The sequence below is a fragment of the Hyphomicrobium sp. 1Nfss2.1 genome (assembly GCF_965243865.1).
In the GTDB taxonomy this organism is placed as follows: Bacteria; Pseudomonadota; Alphaproteobacteria; order Rhizobiales; family Hyphomicrobiaceae; genus Hyphomicrobium_A.
In genome coordinates this window covers 2,713,637-2,735,210 of record NZ_OZ251603.1, presented here as the reverse complement: position 1 = coordinate 2,735,210, position 21,574 = coordinate 2,713,637, and the positions used below count along the sequence as shown (strand labels likewise).

General features: G+C 61.7%; 16 protein-coding genes. 8 read left to right on the top strand and 8 right to left on the bottom strand.

All coding sequences use genetic code 11. The features are described from left to right. Nucleotides 1-2: 2 nt before the first annotated feature. Complete coding sequence (locus ACP15D_RS13300; protein ID WP_424957935.1) at nt 3-1,397, bottom strand: cytochrome ubiquinol oxidase subunit I; 1,395 nt, start codon at nt 1,395-1,397, stop codon at nt 3-5. 155 nt (nt 1,398-1,552) lie between these two features. Then, nucleotides 1,553-3,967: a protein kinase domain-containing protein gene (locus tag ACP15D_RS13295; RefSeq protein ID WP_424957934.1), complete on the bottom strand. Its 2,415-nt coding sequence runs from the start codon at nt 3,965-3,967 to the stop codon at nt 1,553-1,555. Between the two features lie 320 nt (nt 3,968-4,287). Here ACP15D_RS13295 and ACP15D_RS13290 point away from each other — a divergent pair, with 320 nt between their 5' ends. The 4 genes from ACP15D_RS13290 to ACP15D_RS13275 all read left to right on the top strand — a co-directional run bounded on the left by ACP15D_RS13290 (nt 4,288) and on the right by ACP15D_RS13275 (nt 7,328). Then, complete coding sequence (locus ACP15D_RS13290) at nt 4,288-4,845, top strand: FHA domain-containing protein (RefSeq protein ID WP_424957933.1); 558 nt, start codon at nt 4,288-4,290, stop codon at nt 4,843-4,845. A gap of 88 nt (nt 4,846-4,933) precedes the next feature. Then, nucleotides 4,934-5,734 carry an FHA domain-containing protein gene (locus tag ACP15D_RS13285; protein WP_424957932.1) on the top strand — a complete coding sequence of 267 codons (801 nt, stop codon included), beginning with the start codon at nt 4,934-4,936 and terminating at the stop codon, nt 5,732-5,734. Beyond that, nucleotides 5,734-6,546, top strand: coding sequence for a PP2C family protein-serine/threonine phosphatase (locus ACP15D_RS13280; protein WP_424957931.1), 813 nt, complete (start codon nt 5,734-5,736; stop codon nt 6,544-6,546). The genes ACP15D_RS13285 and ACP15D_RS13280 overlap by 1 nt, the downstream gene beginning before the upstream one ends. Before the next feature lie 131 nt (nt 6,547-6,677). Then, nucleotides 6,678-7,328, top strand: a complete 651-nt coding sequence (locus tag ACP15D_RS13275; RefSeq protein WP_424957930.1) for a magnesium chelatase domain-containing protein — start codon at nt 6,678-6,680, stop codon at nt 7,326-7,328. A gap of 15 nt (nt 7,329-7,343) precedes the next feature. Here ACP15D_RS13275 and ACP15D_RS13270 read toward each other — a convergent pair whose 3' ends face one another. Next, nucleotides 7,344-8,159, bottom strand: a complete 816-nt coding sequence (locus ACP15D_RS13270; RefSeq protein ID WP_424957929.1) for a hypothetical protein — start codon at nt 8,157-8,159, stop codon at nt 7,344-7,346. Nucleotides 8,160-8,828: 669 nt separating this feature from the next. Here ACP15D_RS13270 and ACP15D_RS13265 point away from each other — a divergent pair. Beyond that, nucleotides 8,829-9,836: a hypothetical protein gene (locus tag ACP15D_RS13265; protein WP_424957928.1), complete on the top strand. Its 1,008-nt coding sequence runs from the start codon at nt 8,829-8,831 to the stop codon at nt 9,834-9,836. 652 nt (nt 9,837-10,488) lie between these two features. Here the strand turns inward: ACP15D_RS13265 and ACP15D_RS13260 are convergent. Next, the gene (locus ACP15D_RS13260; protein WP_424957927.1) at nt 10,489-11,502 is read right to left on the bottom strand and encodes a hypothetical protein; all 1,014 of its coding nucleotides are present in this window, start codon (nt 11,500-11,502) and stop codon (nt 10,489-10,491) included. Between the two features lie 585 nt (nt 11,503-12,087). On the opposite strand from ACP15D_RS13260, the gene ACP15D_RS13255 reads away from it, so the two are divergent. Beyond that, the gene (locus tag ACP15D_RS13255; protein WP_424957926.1) at nt 12,088-13,896 is read left to right on the top strand and encodes a hypothetical protein; all 1,809 of its coding nucleotides are present in this window, start codon (nt 12,088-12,090) and stop codon (nt 13,894-13,896) included. Nucleotides 13,897-13,974: 78 nt separating this feature from the next. Here the strand turns inward: ACP15D_RS13255 and ACP15D_RS13250 are convergent, their stop codons facing one another. From ACP15D_RS13250 to ACP15D_RS13240, 3 genes are all read right to left on the bottom strand, one after another. Then, nucleotides 13,975-14,790 (bottom strand): hypothetical protein, encoded by an 816-nt coding sequence (locus tag ACP15D_RS13250; protein ID WP_424957925.1) that lies wholly within the window; start codon nt 14,788-14,790, stop codon nt 13,975-13,977. Between the two features lie 198 nt (nt 14,791-14,988). Beyond that, nucleotides 14,989-15,603, bottom strand: a complete 615-nt coding sequence (locus tag ACP15D_RS13245; RefSeq protein ID WP_424957924.1) for a recombinase family protein — start codon at nt 15,601-15,603, stop codon at nt 14,989-14,991. Between the two features lie 1,519 nt (nt 15,604-17,122). Beyond that, nucleotides 17,123-17,428 carry a hypothetical protein gene (locus ACP15D_RS13240; protein ID WP_424957923.1) on the bottom strand — a complete coding sequence of 102 codons (306 nt, stop codon included), beginning with the start codon at nt 17,426-17,428 and terminating at the stop codon, nt 17,123-17,125. Between ACP15D_RS13240 and ACP15D_RS13235 the strand changes: the two genes are divergently transcribed. Both ACP15D_RS13235 and ACP15D_RS13230 read left to right on the top strand, forming a co-directional pair. Beyond that, complete coding sequence (locus ACP15D_RS13235; protein WP_424957922.1) at nt 17,427-17,993, top strand: hypothetical protein; 567 nt, start codon at nt 17,427-17,429, stop codon at nt 17,991-17,993. The genes ACP15D_RS13240 and ACP15D_RS13235 overlap by 2 nt on opposite strands. A 58-nt stretch (nt 17,994-18,051) precedes the next feature. Beyond that, nucleotides 18,052-19,785: a hypothetical protein gene (locus tag ACP15D_RS13230; protein WP_424957921.1), complete on the top strand. Its 1,734-nt coding sequence runs from the start codon at nt 18,052-18,054 to the stop codon at nt 19,783-19,785. A 292-nt stretch (nt 19,786-20,077) separates the two neighbouring features. Here ACP15D_RS13230 and ACP15D_RS13225 read toward each other — a convergent pair whose 3' ends face one another. Then, nucleotides 20,078-21,553 carry a recombinase family protein gene (locus tag ACP15D_RS13225; RefSeq protein ID WP_424957920.1) on the bottom strand — a complete coding sequence of 492 codons (1,476 nt, stop codon included), beginning with the start codon at nt 21,551-21,553 and terminating at the stop codon, nt 20,078-20,080. Between the last annotated feature and the right edge of the window lie 21 nt (nt 21,554-21,574).

Genomic DNA, 21,574 nt, shown 5'->3' with positions numbered 1-21,574 from the left:
AACTAGTTCCCCCCGATGGCGTCGTGCGCAGCCGACTCGGCTGCCGACAGCGGTCGTGACGGAATGCCTTCCGGCGCCTCTACGGCTTCGCCCTTGGGGCCATATTCGATGAGGCGGTTGATGTAGAAGATGCCCATCGAGAACACGACGCCGTAGACGAGAACGAACAGCACCAGTCCGATCAGCACCGCGGAGAAGGCGACGGGTGACGCCGCGTCGAGCGTTCGCAATATCCCCGTAGCGATCCAGGGTTGTCGGCCGATCTCCGTGACGTACCAGCCGGAAAGGATGGCGATGAAGCCGAGCGGCCAGGCATATTGCACCCAGCCGAGGTACCATTTGCTGGTGAAGAGGCGGCCACGGAACCACAGCCAGGCGCCGACCATGCCGATGCCGAGCATGATCACTCCGAGGCCGACCATGATGCGGAAGGCGATGAACACAGGGAACACCGGCGGTCTGTCCTCACGGGCAAACTGCTTGAGGCCGGGGAAGAGACCGTCGGCTTCGTGCTTCAGTATCCAACTTGCGCCGTCCGGGATCGAGATTTCGTAATCGTTGCGCTCCTCTTTCTCGTTCGGGATGGCGAAGAGAACGAGCGGCGCGGGCTTAGAGCCATCCCAATGGCTCTCGATCGCGGCAACTTTGGCCGGCTGATACTCGAGCGTATTGAGACCGTGCTGATCGCCGATGAAGATCTGCAACGGCGCCAGGATGGCGACCATGCCGAGCCCCATGCGCAGCATGGTCTTGGCTTCCTGCGGATAGCGATCCTTGTAGAGGTAGCGGGCACCGACAGCGAGCACCACCAGCGAAGTGGTGAGGTAGGCTGCGGTGAACATGTGCGCGAAACGGTAGGGGAAGCTCGGATTGAAGATGATCGCGAGCCAGTCCACCGGGTAGGCGATGCCGTCGCGGACCTCATGGCCCGCCGGGGTCTGCATCCAGCTGTTGGCAGACAAAATCCAGAAGGCGGAAAGCGACGTGCCAACGGCGACCAGAATCGCGGCGAGCACGTGAATGTTCGGCGGAACGCGCGTCCAGCCGAAAAGCATGATGCCGAGAAATGTTGCCTCGAGGAAAAAGGCCGTGATCACCTCATAGCCGAGGAGCGGGCCTAAGACATTCCCGACAACGACGGAGAAATTGCTCCAGTTGGTGCCGAACTCGTACGACATGACGATGCCGGACACGACGCCCATGGCGAAGGAGACGGCGAATATCTTGGTCCAGAAGCGCGCGAGCCGATGGAGGTGCTCTTCTCCGGTGATGCGCCATCGGACGAGCAGGGTGGCGATGAAAGCCGCGAGCCCAATGGTGAAGCTCGGGAAGATGATGTGGAAGGAGACCGTAAACGCAAACTGGATACGGGCCAGAAGAACTGCATCCAAGTCCATGGCACCCGCTTTGGTTTTTTGTATTGCCGATTGCGGCCGCTATTGTGGCCCGCTTCGACGACGACGTCGAGACAAAGGGATGCGGCTCGCTGCCTCCTGCAACAAGCTGTGCACAGTTGCTGACCTCAAGTCAGAAAATGCGCGACAATATGCAGTTATTCGCGCGCGATCGGTCCAATATGCGTTGCCCACAGGCGCACGCGACCGTCGATGCCCGCGGTCATCAGCTGTTGCCCGTCCGGCGAAAACGCGACAGACGTAGCTCCGCCAATGTGTCCAGTGAGAGCGCGCAGCAGCCGACCGCGTGGCATCTCCCACAGCCGCACGGTGCCATCCTCGCCAGCGGAGGCAAGGCGATCACCCGTCGGTGAAAATGCAACGTCGGCGACGCGCCCCTTGTGACCGGATAGGGCGCGCAGACGGCGCGATGACAGCGTCGACCACAAGTGAATGCGACCATCGAGGGCGCCGGCGGCCAGCAGCTTGCCGTTCTGAGAGAACGCAACCGACGTGACGAAGTCGCGCGGGCCGGAATATTTGCGCTTGAGGCTCAATGTGTCGAGGCTCCACAGCCGCACCGTCTTGTCGGCGCCGCCGGAAGCGAGCTGAAGCCGCTGCGGCGAGTAGGCCAATGCCTGCACCGCATTCTCATGACCGTCGAGCACTTGAAGTGGTGCCGAGGCCTGCCGCGCGTCCCACAGGGTCACTTTCCAATCGTGACTCGCGGACGCGAAGTGATTGATATCGCCAGTGAACGCGACGGCCCAAATATTCGCCTCGTTGCGCTGGACAGTCGCGATCTTCTCGGCGCTGTCGAGGTCCCACAGAACGATCTTGCCGTTGGCGTGGCCGGTGAGCGCGCGGCGGCCGCTGACGGCCAGGGCGGTGGCGGGGCCGTCGTCCAACTCGATTGTGCGTACGAGGTTGCGGCTCGACGCATCCCAGATCTTCATCGCGCCGTCGGCGCCGGCAGTGATGATCTGGCGGCCGTCGTCGCTGTAGGTGGCGCCGGAGACTGTTCCGCGGTGGGCGTCGAACTCCGCCACAGGCGTAATAATCGTCGGGGCCGGAGTGCGGGCCACCTGCTGCGCGGGAAGGGGCGTCGTCGTGCCGGTGGTGATGCCCGAGCCGCGGCTTTCAAACTGCGGGAAGCGATCCTGCATGGCGACCGCTGCGCTGGCCACGCCTACACCCACGAGAAGCTTGAAGAAAATCGGAAGCAGGCTGGGTCGGCTTCCCTTCAGCCGACGCGGGCGCGCACGGGCCGGCGACTTGACGACGACGAGCGCACGCTCCTTCGGGATCGGCTTCTTGGACTGAGACTTCTTCTTCGCGGGCGCGGGCGGTTCCTTCTTGACGACGATCGGCGCTGCCGCCGGCTCAGCGGATGCGGGCTGATCGGCGCTCGGCTTGCGGCGCAGGCCTTCGAGAAAATCGAGCACGCCACCTTTGGGCGTGGGCAAGTCGGCGGCGGGCGCCTCGGCCGCGGCAGCGGGGGCCGGGTCTGGGACCTTCGCCTTTGCGGCTACCGGCGCTGGCATTGGCGCTTCGACGGCAGCGGGCTCGGGCGTGCGCGGAAGAGGCACGGTGGCGGCAACGGCGGCTGCGGCGGGCTGCGGCGCGACTGCAGCTATCGGTTCCTCGAGCGGCTCTTCTTTTGCCTTGGAGCGGCCGAGCCAGCGCGTGCGGACGGGGTCGGGTGCAAACAGATCGTTGCGCCAGGCGGCGATCGATTGCGGGCGCCCCTCGATGTTCAGGGTCAACGCCTTGTCGATCGCCTTGAGGAAGCCGGCGCGATAGGAGCTGAGCGCGGCTTCACGCGCGGAGATCAGCTCGTCCTTGACCATGCGCGAGGGCGAGTCGGGCGGGCGCTTGCCGGTGATGGCGTGATAAAGCGTGCCGGCGAGGGCATACATGTCTGTCCACGGGCCCTGCTGGCGGCTGGTCTCGGCGTATTGCTCGTAGGGGCTATAGCCAGGCTTCACCAGGGCGGAGACGGTCTTGGTGTGCGATGCGATCTCGCCGCGGGCCGAGCCGAAGTCGATCAGCACCGGATCGCCGGCCTTACGGATGATGATGTTGTCGGGGGCGATGTCGCGATGCAGGAAATCCGACTTGTGGATCAGCTCCAGCGCGTCGAGCAGCGGTGCTAAGATCGCGTCCAGCTCCTTCTGGCGCGGGGCGCGGCCGAGGCCCTTGAGCCATGCCTTGAGGCTCTGGCCCTCCTCGAAATGGAGGACCATGTAGCCAGTCTTATTGGCGCGGAAGTAGCGGTAGACGCGGACGATGTGCGGGTGGTCGAACTTCGCAAGGGTCTGTGCTTCCTCGATGAAGCGGTCGAGGCCCCAGCGATAGTCGCCGGCATAATCCTGTGAGCGGGGCACGGCGTCGATGCCGCCATCACGCGCTGCGATATCGCTCGGGAAGTACTCCTTGATGGTGACCATGCGCGCGAGCGCGATCTCATCGGCGAGGTAGGTCACGCCAAAGCCGCCGGCTCCCAGCACGCGCTCGATGCGGTAATCGCCTACGAGCTCTGTTCCATTCGGCAATGCGATGAGATTCGTCATTGGTCTCCGAGACGTCGATGGTCGCGCTCACATGCTACGCGCTGCGCCGCTCGTCAATTTGCTGTACCGCCTTCGACACACTTATGACGACCAAATGTGGCGCAGGCTTGAGCAAGGAAGACGGGAGAACAAATCTCGACAATGGGCCTAACTGCCATGTTATCGCCGTCATGGGGCCCGAGGTTCACAACTGATTTGATCCGAGACTTAAGACCATGACATCGCCGTGGTCGCCACTGCCGAATCTGTCGATTGCGACGGTCGCGATCTCTCAATTCAGTGTTGCAACTGCAGCGGGCGCTTCGGAGTCGGGGCGGGCGATGAGCGCTGGCCACTTCGTGGTGCTGGCGAGCTTGGCCGAGACGTGGTCGCAGATCAGCACATGGCTCGGCGACAGCTATCACAAGGCTCCGGCGTTGATGCTGGTGCTGGGGGTGCTGATGGCACTGCCGCTGCTCGCGGTCGCAGGGCTGATGCTGAGGCGCCAGCGGCAGTCATCGGATTCGACAGTGCTGATCTCGCGGCCATCTCTGCGCGCAGGACGACGCGACAGAACTGCCCGAACAGAGCTGTTGTCGGCGTGGCCGACGGAGGCGTGGGTCGCCCTCGACGGGGCGAAGCACATCATAGGCCGTACCATGCTGCGTGTCGGGCGCGAAGCCGACAACGACATATGCCTGCAGGAGAAAACCGTGCATCGCTATCACGCCGTGATCCGGCGGACGAGCGACGGCGAGGTGATCGTCACAGATCTTTCAGGCCCCGAAGGCAATGGCGTTCTCGTCAATGGTGCGCGGGTCGGCGAGGGCCGGCTCAAGCCCGGGGACGTGATCGCCATTGGAGAAGTAAAATTGCACTTCGACGCGCGCCCCATCTGACGTCTATTGATGAGGATGGCGGCGTGCGCTCGACCGAAACGATAATCCTGCGCATGCGGAAAGGCGCTTAGGCTCAACGGAGGATACGATGTCTCAGCAGGGTACGAAGCACGCCGGGTTCCTGGGCTCCTTGAAGGACGCGCTGGCTGCGGCGAGCCGTGACGACACGCAGCGCGGGCCAGCGCCTGCCGCTGCCGAGCCGACGACGCAGCTCATCAAAGCCGAAACGCCGAAGCCTGCTGCGGCAGCAGAGCCAGCGAAGGCGGAGGCCGCGGCGGTTCCGGCTGCGACCGCTGCAGCGGCGCCCGCGCCGAGCCCGAGCGCTGCCGAGGCCGCGCGCGAAGTGAAGGCGCAGACGTCGCTCAAGGCTCCGGACAAGCACGTTGAGTTCGGTGCTCCTCCGACGACGCGCGTTGTCCGCGGCGGCGCACCGAAGCCGACGCCGGATCCCATCGAGACGACCGATGCGCCCCGCACGCAATTGGTGCGCGGCAAGGTTCAAGTGAAGCGCGGCGAGTTCGAGCACGATCCTGTCGTCGGGTGGCTGGTCATCGTCGGCGGACCGGGGCTCGGCAGCTACCGGCCGATCTTCGAGGGCAACAACACCGTGGGCCGCGCATCGAACCAGCGCATCCCGCTCGATTTCGGCGATGATGCGATCTCGTCGGAAGAGCAAGCCTACTTGCGCTATGACTCCTCGTCGCGCTCGTTCCTATTTGTACCGAACCTCGCCAAGACCAATATTGTATCGATCAACGACAAGCGCCCCACCGGCGCCGTCGAGCTGAACCAGATGGACGTGATCACGATCGGGCGCACCCAGCTCGTGTTCGTGCCGTTCTGCGGAGCAGATTTCGATTGGGCCGAGCTGACAGATTCCAAGGACTGATGCAGGCTTACGACCACGCTTGCCGCGCCACCAAAGGCGCGCGCGATTATCAAGAAGACTCGAGCGCCTTCTGGCCGCCGCGCGATCGCGCGCCCGGAAACGCCGACGTGCCGCCGACTGCCGCCAACAGCACGCGTCTCGTCGCCGTGCTGGCGGACGGCATGGGCGGACACACAGCCGGCGCGCTGGCGAGCCGCATGGTGTGCGACAGCTTCATCTCGGCGTACTCGGGGATGAACGGCGCACGTTCGGACCGCCTGTTGAAATCGCTGAGTGCCGCGAACGATTCCATCGCGGCGCAGGTGGAGGCGAACCCGATGCTATCCGGCATGGGGACGACACTGGTCGCCGCGGTGTTCACCAACGAGGGCGTCGAGTGGGTGAGCGTGGGCGACAGTCCGCTGCTGCTGTTCCGGCGCGGCGAGATCGCGCTTCTGAATGAAGATCATTCTTTAGCGCCGGAGCTCGATCATCTCGCGGCGATCGGCAAGATCACGCCCGAGCAGGCGAAGACCGATCCGCGCCGGCACATGCTGCGCTCGGCGGTGACGGGCGATGAGCTCGACCTCGTCGACATCTCGCGCAAGCCGCTGGTGCTGGAGGAGGGCGATTACATCATCCTCGCTTCGGACGGGCTGCATACGCTGGAGACGAGCGAGGTGGAGCGGATCATTTCAGCTTATGCGGCCGATGGCGCCGAGGCGGTGTCGAACGCGCTGATCCGCGCGGTCGAAAACATGCGCGACCCGCACCAGGACAACACCACCGTGCTGGCTGTGCGGCCGCTGGGTGGGGCGGGTGCCTCCACCTAGGCGAATTTGTTCCTAAAATGTTCTTGCGCGGACCCGGCGGCAGCGCTAGCGTTGCAGAGGCTTTGTGACGCGGTTTGCGGTGGCCGCCCTGAAGGGCAGGGATCGCGAGCCGTCCAGCCTCGGGGGCGGGGATGTACGGGCACATTTCGACTTTGGCGTTCGTCGGCATCGAGGCGCGGCCCGTCGAAGTGCAGGTGCGCATCACACCGGGCAAAGCGGCTTTCGTCATCGTCGGGCTGCCTGACAAAGCCGTGGCCGAAAGCTCAGAGCGGGTGCGCAACGCGCTGCACGCGGTGGGGCTCGGCATGCCCTACAAGCACGTCACCGTGAACCTAGCCCCCGCGGACCTGCCGAAGGAAGGCAGCCAGTTCGATCTGCCGATCCTGCTGGCGATGATGGTCGCCATGGAAGCCGTGGCGCCCGACGCCGTTGCGGGCTTTGCCGCGCTGGGCGAGCTGGCGCTCGATGGCTCCATTCGCGCTGTGCCCGGCGCGCTGCCGGCGGCGATCGGCGCCAACGCGATGGGCAAGGGGCTGATCTGTCCGGCGGCGTGCGGGCCGGAAGCTGCGTGGGCCGGCGAGGACGTCGATATCATCGCGGCGCCGCATCTTCTGTCGCTGGTCAATCACTTCAAGGGAACGCAAACGCTGTCGCGGCCGACGCCGGGGCTCGGCGCGGATCCGACGGCGCGGCCCGATCTTGCCGACGTGAAGGGTCAGGAGAGCGCCAAGCGCGCGCTCGAGGTGGCGGCGGCGGGCGGGCACAACCTTCTGCTGGCGTGAACGACGGACCCCAGATTATTCGAACCCCGGCCAATCTCCGCGCGCCGTGAGCGCCGCCATATTGGGAGTCAGCACCAATTCTTCATGCTCCCAGCGCCCCCGACCGCTGTGGCTGAGCGAAAACCTTTCTAGGTTCACTTCGGCCTTCAGATCGAAGGCATTGTTCGGATGCTGGCCCCACTTGTTAAGCGCAGTGAAATTGCGCCGCGTGAAGAAAGAATTGAAACGATCCAACCGTTCGATCATGCGGAGGTAAAGATGCGAAGCACGCCGCATCATGCGTACGCCCTGTTCAAGGTGGTCTAGTCGGCTATTGTCGCAGATCCAGTCAAAGGCTTCTTCTTTGCTGGCCGCCCTCGGAAGAGCAGCTAACAATTGCGCCACGTCAGCATGGTCCTTCACGGGCTGGAATCTGGAATAAAGCATGGGGGTGTCCGGCAGATATCCGAAAGATACTTGGCTCGCTGCATCCGTCGTGAGTCCTCGCTCCAACCCTCGCGGGCCCACAACCGCAATCTCTTCTGAAGCATCCTCGGGTAACTCTACTGCTAGCGACACGACCAGTTCGAACCCGTTCCGCCTCACCAGCTTAAGTTGATCCAGGATATCCGGGATGAGCGTCCGAATCTGCGTGTAGAGACGCTGCGCTTCGGCAGCCGCCGGCCGGACCCTTTCCAGGGCCACGTGCATCGAAAGAACCTTCACAAGGTTTGCCTCAAGAAACTCTTCAGCTACGCGCTGCCGCTCATCGATGCTGTACTGTGCCTTGGCGCCCGCATACATCTCTCCGCCAAATACCGCATCGCCGCATTCGGGACCGATAGCCCGCAACGCGCCCTCGTCTGGGTACCAAGTTAGGTAGCCTCCGCGCACAAACTTGGGATCGTCCGGTGAGCAGATGGGACACGGCGCGAGGTCTCCATTTGGCCTCTTCTTCCGCTCAACGTCGAAGCGTCGCAAGTATATGGGACGCGAGTCTTGCTTGGGTCTGGAGCGGTCGATCGTCGGGAACGTCTCTGGTTGGCCGGTTGCCCGGACGTGCTCCAAAAATTGCTGAATCACCGCCTCACTGGGGCGATGCGGATAGTGCGGGCCCAAGCCCTCAGCGGCCGATAGGGATGGCACAACCATGGATGATCTGCCCTCGGAGAATGGCGAGGGGGATAAATTGTGCCGATTCTCAATCCAGGGGAAATACGTAACTTCACTCGTTGGCAACACGTAGGATTCACAGTCGGGAAGACGCGTGACATACTAGCTGTGTTGTCCGTTCTCAATGAAGCGGCCCCGACTTGGTGCGTCAACACCAAACCGAGGCCTCGACCGGCCTGCCCACAGGAGGGGCTACCAGCCGTGACCCACCATAACAGCCGCGCCGCGCGCGGCGTAGCGACTACATCTGCATTCCTACTTGTACTAGCAAGCGCCGGGTTCGGTGCTCTCTTCGCGTGGACAACTGGCAGCAAACACGGGCCGCTGCTCGGTGCCCTGTCAGTGGCGATGGCACTCGGGCTAGAAGGCGCGAAGCCATTTGCCGTCGCTGGTGCGTTCAACGCATTTGGTCGCTGGCAATTGGGGCAGGGCTTGGCCCTCGCCTCCGTTGGCACTCTAGCGGTCCTCTTCAGCCTCACCGCAGAACTCACCTTCATGGCGATGGCACGCGGTGACCTTGTGGCGGAGCGCTCCGGCGGGGCCGACAGCGCCCGAAAGGCTGAAGCGCGTTACGTACGCGCGGAGGCTGAACTGCAGAAGCTCGCCCCAGCCCGTCCTGCCTCGGAGTTGGCTCCCGAAATCGCGAAGCTCAAGGCCACTCCGGGGGCGAACGCCTGCAACAAGGTCAACGGCAAGATCAGCCGCGAAGTCTGTGCGGAAGTTGCCGACCTCGAAGCGGAGTCCGCGAGGGATGCCCGCAGGCGGGAGCTTGAGGCCACCATGCGGGAGGCTGAAAGTGAGCGCGCAGCAGCGCCCCCAATAGTTGTAGCCGACCCTGGGGCCGCTGCTCTAGCCGTCTACGCCGCATCCCTGGGTGTCACCGTGAGCCCCGAAGTGCTCAGCATGTGGCTTCCGCTCGTAGGCGTACTCGCGCTTGAGATTGGGTCCGCGTTCGGCGTGCTGCTCGTTAGGGCTGCGGGACCTGTCTCACACGAAGCCGTCCCAGGTGTTGCCAGCAACCGTGCGTCCCAAGCATCGCCCGTGTCACACGAGGACGCGGCGCCGCCAGCTCTCGTTGCTGTAGCGTTGGGTGTCCCCAGGCCGGCTCAACCATGCACGTCGTGTCCCAAGACCAAGGACGATGACGACCCGAGCGGTCCTCGGCAACGAGCCATGGGCGAACTACTGGAACGGCTCAAGACAGAGGGCGGCGAGCTGACGGGGACCACCCGTGGCTTAGCCAAGTTGATCGGGACGAGCCGAGGGACGGTACACCGCGCCATCGCTGATGCCGTGGCCGCTGGGATGGTCCGAGTTGAAGCAACAATGTCTGGCACGCGCATTGCGCTCGCTTAGAGGAGGGACGACCATGACGACCAATCAAACGACGGACGACGGCGCAGCTACATGGGGCCTTCGAACTAACGTGCTGATTGAGGGCATCGCGGGGAGAGATGTTTTCATTGGGCGGGCGCCGTCTAATCCCCGAACCCTCTCCGTCAAATGGTCTCCAGACGTGGCGGTCAAAGCGGGTAGGTGGGTGGCTATTGCCTCGCGAACTTTGGCGCGGAGCATTCGCGACTAGGGGAACCCTCGTGTGCCCCGCTTCTGGGGTTGCTCAGACGCCGTCAATAGAACGCCCTCCAGCCCAAGCCTGGAGGGTTTTTTGTTGACTCTGAAGCGCGCTCGAAAGGCTTCGGTTGCAGATGCCGCCGGGCGCAGCGGAAGTGGCCGCTCCAGGGCCGTTAACCGGCCGACGTAACAGAGTAGTCGGATTACCAGCTTCACCGGGTTTGCTGGACGACATGAGTGCCTCGTGCCTTGCTGGAGACGCAGCGGGTGCGTCCCGCTCAGGCGCATCCCCGGCCACGCCAAAAAAGTCGCCGGGCCGTAAGCCCTGACGCGGATAGCCGGGGCGGTCCTAGTAGTCACACCGCCAGTGCGCGGTGAGACTGGTTTCGGGGCTGGGCGGCAAGAGCGGGTAAAGCCCCCTTGCCGTGACATGATTTTAATCTCCGAACAGCCGGCCTTGATGTGGGTCGTCCGTCCTCAGGGCACCCAACACCCGCACTAGCAGGTCATCGCTCAAGGGGTCGGCTAAACGCGTGCCGTTATAGGCAAGCACTTTCAGCACTCTCATGCTTCTGCCCTTCACGTCGGCCCGCTGCGCCCACTGAACTCGAAGGGTGTCCATAATCGCAGGAACGATGCTTCGTGTGTCGACAAGTGCCCAAAAGCTCTCATCCTCGATGCGAAAGAAGCACTCGCCACCCCGGGAATTACGCCCCTTCCACTGTCGCTGGTTGTCGCTTCTATCCCAGTTTGGTGACGTCACCCGAATGTCTTCAATGCCCGTGATCCACGAAATGTGTTCCTCATCCTTGGCCGGCAACGCGACGTGAAAACGGATAAAATCACTTCGTTCGATTGGAAACTGCTCTTCGTCGCGAAAGCCCAATGCCTCCACTGCGGGATCACGTAGACAGGCCTCATAGAAGGCGTTCCTTGCCTCGAACGACTCTCGGAACTTTCGCGCCGTGATGCCAGCCCGTCGCAACGCTGACTCTTCCGTCTGCAGGAAGCCTCTTGTCACCTCAACAACTAAACGCGAACCCACGTCCTCCAGCTTGTCTGGCGGTAGCGAGGCTCGATCCTCAAACGAATCGAGTTGCTCGCGAAGCTCCTCGCCAGCGAGTTCCGCCCAGTAGGCCGGCTCGTGGGTGGTCAACCCCTTGATGAAAGCCTTTCCGACATCGCTTTCTATCGCAATCCAAAGCACGCTCAGAGCTGCCGGAACAATCCAAATCCCCAATCTGCTCTTGAAACTTCCGGCCTCCGGCGGGAGCACAAATATCCGATAACTCAGGCCACCGCCGAATATCTCGTGATTGAGGCCCTCAATGACGGCCTGCGTCTGACGCGCAGTCTCTACGAATGTAGCCAGCCGCAGATAGCTTTCCCGCACATCGAAATGGATGGGGAGAACCGCCAACGAATGCGGCCCTTCAAAACTTTCAACCATGAAACCCGCCCCCCCTGGGGGAATACGTCAACCGCAGCACATTAATCGAGGTGCAATGCCAATCAAGCGCCCCCCGCAGTCCGGCCCTCAGCGACTCCGCGCGACCGCCTCACCAGTCAACACTATGATGAGGCCCGAGGCTCCACTACTCGAACCCGACTCGGCGCAGCCCACCGAACTCCTGCAGCTCGCATACTCCCTCCGCGACCTCTTCCCGCGTCTGGCGCAGCTTGGCGATTCCTATGTGCAGACCATGGCCGACGAGGGCGAAGCCGAAGCGCTCGGGCTGCGACTGAAAACAGAAACGTGCGAACTAACTGCTCGTATCGAGCGAAGCGACGTGCCGCCGGATGCCAACCGTGCCGCCCTTGAGTTAGGCCACGGAGAGGACCTCGCACGCCAAGAGTTCGAGCAGGACATTTATCGGCGCTATCTCGGCGAAAACACGGACTACTCAGTAGACGAACGAGGCAACGCCTTTGACCGCGAGCGCGGCGATTCCGACGCTTGGCTGGCCGGTGCCATCGCTGAAAAGGAACAAGCCGCTCCGAAGACTGCCGCAGCCCTCCTCGGGTATCGCCGTCGATGGACGGTTACCGCAAGCGCCTCATCGAAGAGCAGACAGCATTTGTCGGTCAGCGCACGAAGGAAGCGAACCTCAACGTCGCCTATAAGGACCTCTACGGCACCGCAGTCGGCTCCGTCGCAACGGGTGAGCGCAACGTCGAAACGATCCACGCAAACATGCGGGACGCCTTCGAGAAGACACGCAAGCTCCACCTTCTGACACCGACCGAAGCTGACGACGCAATGGCGGTCGCGGCGAACTCGATTGCAACGCAGGGCATCCCCGGCAATCCTCAGCTTGGCGTCGACCTCGTGAAGGAGATTTTTCTCGGGCAGCGTGCCGGCGTGCCGCCGCTCGGCTCCTCCGCGAAGTATGCGGACGTGCCCGTCAAGACTATCGAGCAGGCGGAGACCACAGCACGCGAGCTGCAGCGTAAGCTCAACGTCACCCTCGCGGTGGACTTCAAAGAGGCCGCTTCAACGGGCACCCTCCGCGAAAAGGAGTTCATCAAGTTCACGGAGGACAACCCGCACGTCTTCACTCAAGCCGAACGCGAGGGCATCCTCCTCACTAACCGCACGTCCCTTGAGTCCGCTCGCGAGAAGCAGCTCAAGCTTGCCGATACGCTGAAGCTCAAAGCGGAGGCGCAGGCGTCAGAGCAGGACATCAACGTCATGCTCGCGCAGCGTGGCACCGAGGGCTCGCTCCTCACGATCCCCGGGAAAGTCACTTACAAGAAGGACAACGGCGAAACGGGGACGTACTCGCGGCAGGAACTCCTTGACCGCGCCGTTGAGAACAAGCTCACAGAGATTGACGCGTGGGCGCAGTCCGTCGCGAAGGACCCGGACGCGAAGGGCGTTGACGTGCCGGCGCTCAAGTTTGACCGGGAGCTGGACTTCTTCAAGCGCAACCCGGTGAAGCATCCGCAGTGGACCGACCTTCTCAACGCCGGCTATAGCTCCGCCTCGCCCGATGCCCTCGCCGGAGGTCAGCCGCCCCCTCACCTGCTCGAAGCGGTGAAGCTGTACGAGAACCTCGAAGCGAAAGCGCCGGGGCTACTGGAGCGGCACCTCAACTCGCAAGGTGCGAAGGACTTTTACCAGACGTATCGCACCGCGCGGACGCTCCTCCGGCAGGACGAACGGCAGGCGATGCAGACAGCCGCACTCGCCACCAAGGGCCTTGTGGATGAAGCGCAGTTCACGCCGTCGTACGACAAGCTCGAAACGGAGCTATCGCGAGCCGAGTCATTTTGGCCGTGGGCGCAGGGTATCGAGAACTACGGCGAAATGCTCCCCGAGGTTCGCCGCTTGGGCCGCGTTCTGGTGCGCGCTGGTGCGTCCCCTGAGGATGCCCTCACGCGTGCCGGCGAAGCTGTGCGCGGGGAGTACACGAACATAAACGGGTACATGGTCCGCACGTCCGACCGGAACATTGAGTTCTTCGGGGTCAACATGGCCGCACTCAAGCTGCAGCCGCGCGAGTTCACAGACGTAGTGCAGGACTACCTCCGCCGCTACGCATCGGACCAACACGACCCTTCAACGCTCAGTATCCGCCCGATGACGAAGGGCGTTGGAACGTGGGCCGTTGTCGACGCTGTGACCGGCTTCCCGATTGAAAGCAACTCGGGCTTGTCTCCACAGTTCTCCGTGCGCGAGCTTCTCCAGTTTGAGAAGGATCAGCAGGAGGGCAAGATTGAGGAGAAGCTCAAGGAGCTACGGAAGCCGGCGCGCAGCATGACCCCGCTTAACCTCATCCGCCGCGCCTTCGGGTTAGACGACGCGGACCTCTTTGGGCATGACGAGGAGCCGGCACCGTGAAGGTGTGGAAGGGCGGACGTCCTTAGTGCGCCGAGCAAGACTGAGGCAGGGCGGCTCGGCATACCGTTGATCTGAGTTTCAAACGTTCCTCAATCCAGAAAGGCGTGGCAGGGGCAGCCTGTGGCTGGAACACAAAGCGGCCACGTCATCGAAGAAGGACGCCGGGGCCTCGGGATGCACAACTACTTCTTCAATAAGGGCCGCAAGATCAACGCGCGGTGCGAAGGAGCCACCAACGATGTTTCCTGCTAGATGCTGCGCGGAACCGTTAGGCACCATTGCGCCAATTGAGCTAGCTACGGCACGCACTTCGTTTTCGTATGCATAATAGCTTCGCTTACGCATGATGTAGTCGTACATATTGCTCAGCTCTGCCCCCTCTGTCGCGTAGTCGATATATTTCACTAGACCCAATTCGACTTCCTGCGGGAGACACGCTTCGAGCTTTCGAAACGTCGTCACTATAGCGACGCTATGCGGTGGTCCGACGATCTTGTTCCCGCATTTGTCGCAACTTACATCGTCGCCGGAATATATGCGCCAGAACGCGAAATTCTCAGAAGTGCCTGCGTGCCAACAGCTCACGAACCATGTGTCTCGAAACATCCGAACGAAGCCGGCCATCGTCTCTAGGTTCTTGCGGTGAATCTCGGCAACTTCAGGAGTGGCCTCGTCAGCGAGCTGTCGCAGCCATGCAGCTTGCGCGTCCGGCATCGTCCCTTCGCGCGAGTCATTGGCAGCCAACTGCGCTACCCGAGGCATGTACAGACGGCCTTCTTCAAGCAGCCACTTAAACTTCCCTGCCGACATATACCGCCACAGGCGAGTATCGATGTTCTCTGGCCGCGTAAACGAAGGGTGCAGCAGACGTGAAGGAGTAGGCTCGTGATCCATCCTTCTCTCCAATGTCGATAATCGGTCCTGATAATTGGGGTCAGAAATCTGAGCGCCTTTAATAGAGCGGATCGGGCGCGCGATCCCCCCGTGCCTGTTCGCGGGCACGCGTTGCCGGCTGCGGATAACCCGTCGCCGCTTGAAACCGGGGCGCTAGGGGGAGGCGCGATCGCATTCCTTCTCGTGCGCGGTAGCCGGCTAGGCTGCGGCAGTTTCGGCGCGCATCGCCCTCGCCACCTTGTGCACCGTGCTGGTCCCGCAGTTGAGCAGCTTGGCCGTCTTCAAAATGCCAGTGCCCTTGCTCAGCTGGGCGCGGATAGTGTCCTCACTCGCGTCACCCTTTCGCGGTCGCCCGAGGCGCTTCCCTTCAGCGCGAGCACGTGCCAACCCCGCATTGACGCGAGTGACGATTACTTCGCGTTCAAATTCGGCGAATACACCCAACATTTGGAACAGCATTCGGCCGGTGGCCGTGCTCGTGTCCAGTGCTTGTGTATGGATGTAAAGTTGCCGCCCCGTCTCGTTCAGGGACTTGAGCGTCTCAAGTAGATCTTTTAGCGACCTGCCCAACCGGTCGGACGACCAAACGGCTACCAGATCAAACTCGCGCCGGGTAGCGGCCTTCAACATTGCGTCTAGCCCCGGCCTCTTGTCGCGCCCCTTGGCTCCACTGATGCCGTTGTCCTCAAACACCCGGACCACTTGGTGACCGGCCCGCTCGGTCCACGCCTTCAATTCTCGCAGCTGATTTTCCACCGTCTGTCCACCAGTTGAAACGCGAACGTAGATGGCAACTCGCATGACCTTAGCCATTGATCCCTCCGCCAAATCATACGAGAGACTCTATACGAAATCATGTGTTTTACAATAGGCCTCCGCCCGGTCGCGACACGCCCGTGAAACAAGGGCCTCAATAACGAGATCCGACGGGGGCTTTCGTATGGGCTCCCGCTCGCGGCCTGCAGACATGACCGGCGGCGAAGCGAGGGCGGTCCCGAGTGGCCGCCTGCAGTCATTTCAGAGGCCAGCATCCGTGCCTCTCTGTCTCACTCATCTATCAACAAAGGAGTACGAATGAGCCATCCGCACTGGCCACCCAAGCCGCCCCGTTGTCGCCCCTTCGAGCCACGCCGTTGCGCGGCAACGCCTAGAGCCCATCAGTACGTCGCTGAGGCATAAAACCCGCCGGGTTCCCTTCGCGAATATTATCGTTGGCTCCGTAGCGACTGGAGCACCGCGGAAGGGGTCGCCTTTGGTACAGCCATCGAAGCCGTGCTCGGTTGACCTCGCCCTATTGGCAATCGACCAAAGCCAAGATGCTCCACGCTATCTAACTGTTTCAAAGGCCCAGGTAAGCGAAGCCCAAGCCGTCGCTCCGACAAGCGTACTTGCCTATTTCCCCGATGCCCTCATGGACCTCGGCGGGTCAAGGTTGGTCGACCTCGCGGCGCAACCGTACGGGCCAGATGGACCGGGGCAGCTTCCCTTCGCGGCCCGAGACGAACTCAACCAAATGATCGGACGGGCCGGTCTGGAGGCGCACGACTTCGGATGCGCGACCCTCGCCGAGCGCCAGGTCCTCCGCCATAGCCCACGGAGCAGCCCTGGCTAGCTGGAGCCCGAAAACGAAACTAACGGCACTGAAGTGAGACTCTAGAGTCCTCCTTAAGTGTCCTCTTCAGCGCCCCTCTCAAGTGTGGGGGATGTGCTTTGTATTCAGTACGCACTCCCCTCCTCTTGAGCCGCTCTTACACGCTCACACTCAAGTGTCATTCACTAAGTAGTCGAAACCCATAACCGCGTCCGCTCTGGGCGTGGAAAGGACTAGTCATGCGTACACGATCCACAACCCTCCGCGGGCTCACCCGCAAAGCCACCCTCGCACGTCGCAAGGGAGCAGCCGAATTTCGCAGGCTGCAATGTCTGACGCCGCTGCTCCACGAAGTTCGCAAGACGGACCCTTGGATGACTGCGACCCGACTCCTGATACTTCTGAATGTCCTTGAACGAGGATCGATTTCGCAGGGCGAATTGGTGGACCTGCTCGGGACAACCGAAGCCACCGTCTCACGGAACATCAATGAGCTAGACCTCCGGTATCGCTTTCTAACGGTGCGCAGGGAGCCCCCGAGCGGAGACCAGCGCAAGAACCGAGTGTCAGTGACACCCTGGGGGCGGAAGCGTGCGCGCGAGTGGGACCGCGCTATGGACTCCGATAGCTGCACTGCCTAACCGGATCACCAATTTTCGAGATCTACACCGAGCACCGCGAACGCTCCTGCTCCTGAGGGTCGTAACTTTGGCCTCTCTCGGCTGGCCGAATCACTACACCCTAGGGCTGAGCAACAGGCGAGATGGAGCATCCATGCCCGACCACATTCGCATATTGCAGGCGCAGCTGCAGTGCATTCACCAGCAGACGGCTATCATCCATCAAGTGTGGACTGAGGTGATACCGGGCGCCCAACAGATCCTGCTGAAGAATGAGCTTCCATCGCACCCAATGATGGCCGTCTCTGACTTCCTCCAGGAGGCAGGTGAGCTTCGCGTCGCCCTCGCAAAACAGGCAAGCCCAAACGGTGACCCAGCTTAGAGAGGCAAACATGGAATCGGCTTCCGCCGCGGAAAGCTTGGTCATGAAGGTGCTGCTTGGCCACGTTCTTGCGGAACTTGCACGTCTCAACCAGAGTGACCCTGGCACTTCCACTGAAAGTTGGCTTTTCGATTTGGAATCCAGGGTGGTTGGCGAACTCAGAAATGCTGCAGTCCAGCCGATAGGCGAACGGGAGTCAGCGCGCTTAACGGCTGACGCTGTGAGTATCACCGAGCGCTTTTTTACCAGGACACGTTACGTTGCAGCGGCGAGAGCAGATGAAGAATCGGCCGACGCTTGGCTGGCGGGGCGCCTTTGGATCGTGCCGGGCGACCATCCTTATTGTGCCGGCCGGTGTCACGCACCGCACGTCTATGCGATTGGTGGGAAGTGGCGGATTGTTTGGCGAACCTTTGATTCCATGAAGCAGAATGAAGAATATTTGACTGAGCAAGAGGCACGAGAGGCGGCCAAAAAGATTGCCGAGCGGCAGGTAACCGCAAGCGCGTGCGATGAAGACCAGCTTAGGCAGTTCAGCGAATATTGGATCGAAGCCGCGGGCCTCCCGAAGGACAGTCACGCTAGCTTTGAGTTCATTGAAGTTACCTAATTGTTTCCGCTAGAGCTAATCAGTCATGACGGATGGACCTCTCCCGGAATGGTTTGAGATGCGCGACATTCGTCGTCGTTGGTTCAGTAGATCCGTTTGGGTTCCATTGAGAGTCTCCGCGACAATCTGCAAGACCGGCGAAGCGGGGCAGCCTGGATTTTCGGAAGAGTGGTTCGGTTTGGGCTGCGTGGCTGTGCCGACAGCCAACCGAGCCGAGGCGGAAAAGTTAGGCTGGATGGATATCGGCATTTCTCATGACGGCGGCCCGTTTGCGTTTAAGGACGGCCGGTACAAGCCATGTGAAAGCTTCCAACATGACGAGGGCGTGGACCTCGGGATCAGCCTCGTCTTCGAGCAACACATTACCGGGCATCCTAGTATCTGGCATCTGAACCAAGACGTCGTGTTGGCCCTAGGCTTGCTGAATGAGGGTGACGTCTGGGTGCGGCCTGATGAGGACTATCGCGAAGTAATCCGACAACAGCGCGGAGCAGACGGGCGAGTCGTTGCGATTGAGATGCATAGCGAGTATCTGCGCGACTACCTCGCCGCCAGAGGCATGGCATTGAGGCTCGCGCATTACCGCACTCGCCGCGCGGTCTTCGATTTTCCGCCTTCGCCTGTGTGGCCTCCCGACGGTCTTCTCGAAGAATCGCAGAACGAGCGCTTTGTGACGCGCGTCTATGAGATCGATGAAGGCGGTGGTCGGTTCGGCGGCGATGTGGCTGTCTTTAAGGCGTGGCGCACGGATGCCGACCCGGAGGAGGATGTTCCCGTATTCGGTCCTCCAGACGGTACAAATACCGACAGCGAGTCTTACACTTACACCAGAGCGGGGCGCAAACTCTTGCGCGTGGAGGGAGAACTCTGGCGACAAGAGTGGATCGATCCAGGAGACAAAAGTGAGCGAGTTCGCGGCGACGCTCCAGCTGATTTGGTCTCGTTCATTGTCGATCAGAACGGCGCTCGAATGGATTCCAGAGTCCTGAACGATGAGGATATTGGACGCTACTTGTGGTTTGAACCGCGAGTGATATCTGCGCTGGCGGAACGCCGTGGCGGCGCCCTAACGTGGTACACTCGTGATACTGGCGGCGTTCGGTGCACTCACGGCGTCCACACACACTTCGGGATCAACCGTATAGGCCTCATAAATGCGTATGCGTTCGACGTAGCGAGGCGACCGCAATGGCAGCAAAGGATCTGGGCTGCGCACAACGTGGCGCCAGATGGTGGAGTGTCTGCAGAGCTGTTAATGGCTCAGATGGAAGCCCAGCCTGCGGATACCCATGCACCCGAGGAAGCGCTCCCCCAACTGTTCAAAGCACTGGATGAGCTGTTTGACGGTTTGGTCGGATCGTCGCTATTTCGGCCGCATCACGCTACGGACGATATTGCACGGGGTATTCACCGGTTTCGTGCCGTCGAGTCGAAGGGCTTGCTCGCGCTCGCCAAAGACATTGCGCGGTTAACCGCCGATAGGCTTGACGTCGGATCGCTACGGAAGGTAATTCAACCATCAGCCGACCAAACGTGGCGCTCGCTTAAACACCTTCAATGTGCGCTCGAAACCGTGGTGCCCCCGACCGAGGCTCGAGAGATCGTTTCGCCGTTGGTAGGGGTTTACGAGCTTCGCCTTGGGGATGCCCATCTCCCTGCTAGCGACTTTAGAGAAGCCCTTCGACTCGCTCGCGTTGATCCGAAAGCCGGAGCGGTGGAGCAAGGCCGGCAATTGCTTGAGGGGGTAGTGGGGGCGCTTGATCGCGTTGGTGCGGCCTTCGCGCATCGTTGAAGCCAGTGGGCGCCTACGTTCTCAGGGGGTGCCAACCCTCCCCCGTGATGCCGCCGTCGAGAAATCCGAGAAGTCGTCCGCTTGCTGACTCGTACACGGCGCCGCAGTAAGTGCAGCGGTTCAGAGATCCGGCACCGCCGAGCAGCCCAACAGCGCGGACCTCATTTTGAGTTAGCGAGCGCTGCCTTTGCGTGCTGCCCCCACTGCAATCAGGCGCGGGGCATCGCCCGGCCTCCCCACGAACCATGTCTCACTCCGTCGCTCCGGCGGCAGATCTTGCCCCCGCCGTTGCCTATGCGCCCCAAAGAACGGCTGTCTCGCCCCCGTGGTGCCATCGGAAAGCTAGCAGATTCATATCGTACTCGACGAATATGCCTTCGCACATCTGGCGTAGGATAGCGTTGGCTCGCTGGCGATCCACCGTGGACTCTTTGCACACCTTCGAGAGTTCGCGAGCACGCGATACTATGCTTTGACCGTGAGCCGCACTGACGCGCTCGATTTCTGCAGCATGCTGCACGCGGAGCGACTCGCGAATCGAGGCAAAGCTCGCCAGCTTGAGCGTGTCCTTTGGATTGATTTTGTTTATTTGAGCATCAACGTCCGCCAGCATTCGTTCAATCGCGTGGGCATCACTGGCTGCTACTGTGCGTTCGCTTGGTATCTCACGGATGAGATCCGATACGCCACCGAGAAACGCCTGTTCAAGCGGCTCCAGAGGCACCGCGCGATACACGCACTTGCCTCCCTGCTTCGCGACAACGCAAACGAGGTACGGCTTGCCGCCCTTGGGGCCACTGCCCTTGCTAACGCGCGTCATCGTTGAGTGACACTTGGGGCAGCGCGCCAGCCCACCAAACAGATTCCGAAGAGCGCTAGACGACCGGGTTGCAGGAGCCCCTCGGCTCAGTGCCTGCACGCGCTCGAAGTCGGCCTTGGAAACGACTGCGGGGAAATACCCCTCGACGACTTCAGCCGGTCGACGCCGCCGCTTTCCATCCACATACTCGACAGTATGCGGAACGAACGTCCCGACCGTTGCGGGGTTGCCGAGTACCTTGGCGATATAGGACCGCTGCCAATATCTGCCTTTTCCGAACGTCGGAATACCTTCGCGGTTGAACGTGGCTGCGATGGCATGCTGCCCCATTCCAGCTAACGTCATATCGAATACCCGCCGAACGACCGCTGCGTGCGCACCGACCAGTTCCAACGCTCCGTTTTCGCCCACTCGAATCCAAGCGGGTGTGCGGGACGTGACGGGCTTCTCTTTTGCTCTGCTCCGCTTGGCCTTCCATGCCGCTTTGAGACGGCCCGACTTCATGGCGCTCTCTTCGTGCGCTCGCATCATAACGACCAGGGCGAACATCAGCGCCATCGGGTCCTTGTCGAGCCCTTCGGAGTCGTATCGCTTCCCGTCGGTCAGGGTGATTACGACAATCCCCGCGTCGCAAATCTCCTCAAGCTGGTGCAGGGCCTTGCGCGCGGCGGCGCGTGAAAGGCGGTCAAGAGACTCGACCAGCAAATAACTGCCCTTGGCGATGGCGCCTTCCTCGACCGCTTCAAGAAACGTCCGCAGCATCCCCGAGGAGGCGTTCTTACCGCGGAATGCGGAAACGCCGAGGTCCTCGAAGCTCCGGTTATCCAGTTCCAGCCCTTCGGCTGCAGCGTACCCCTCGGCCAGCTCCTTTTGGCGGCGGAAGCTGTCGCCCCGCTGCTGCTCGGGAGTACTGAACCGAAGGTACGAATATGCGCGTGGCTTGCTCATGGCCTATGGATAACCCGCACT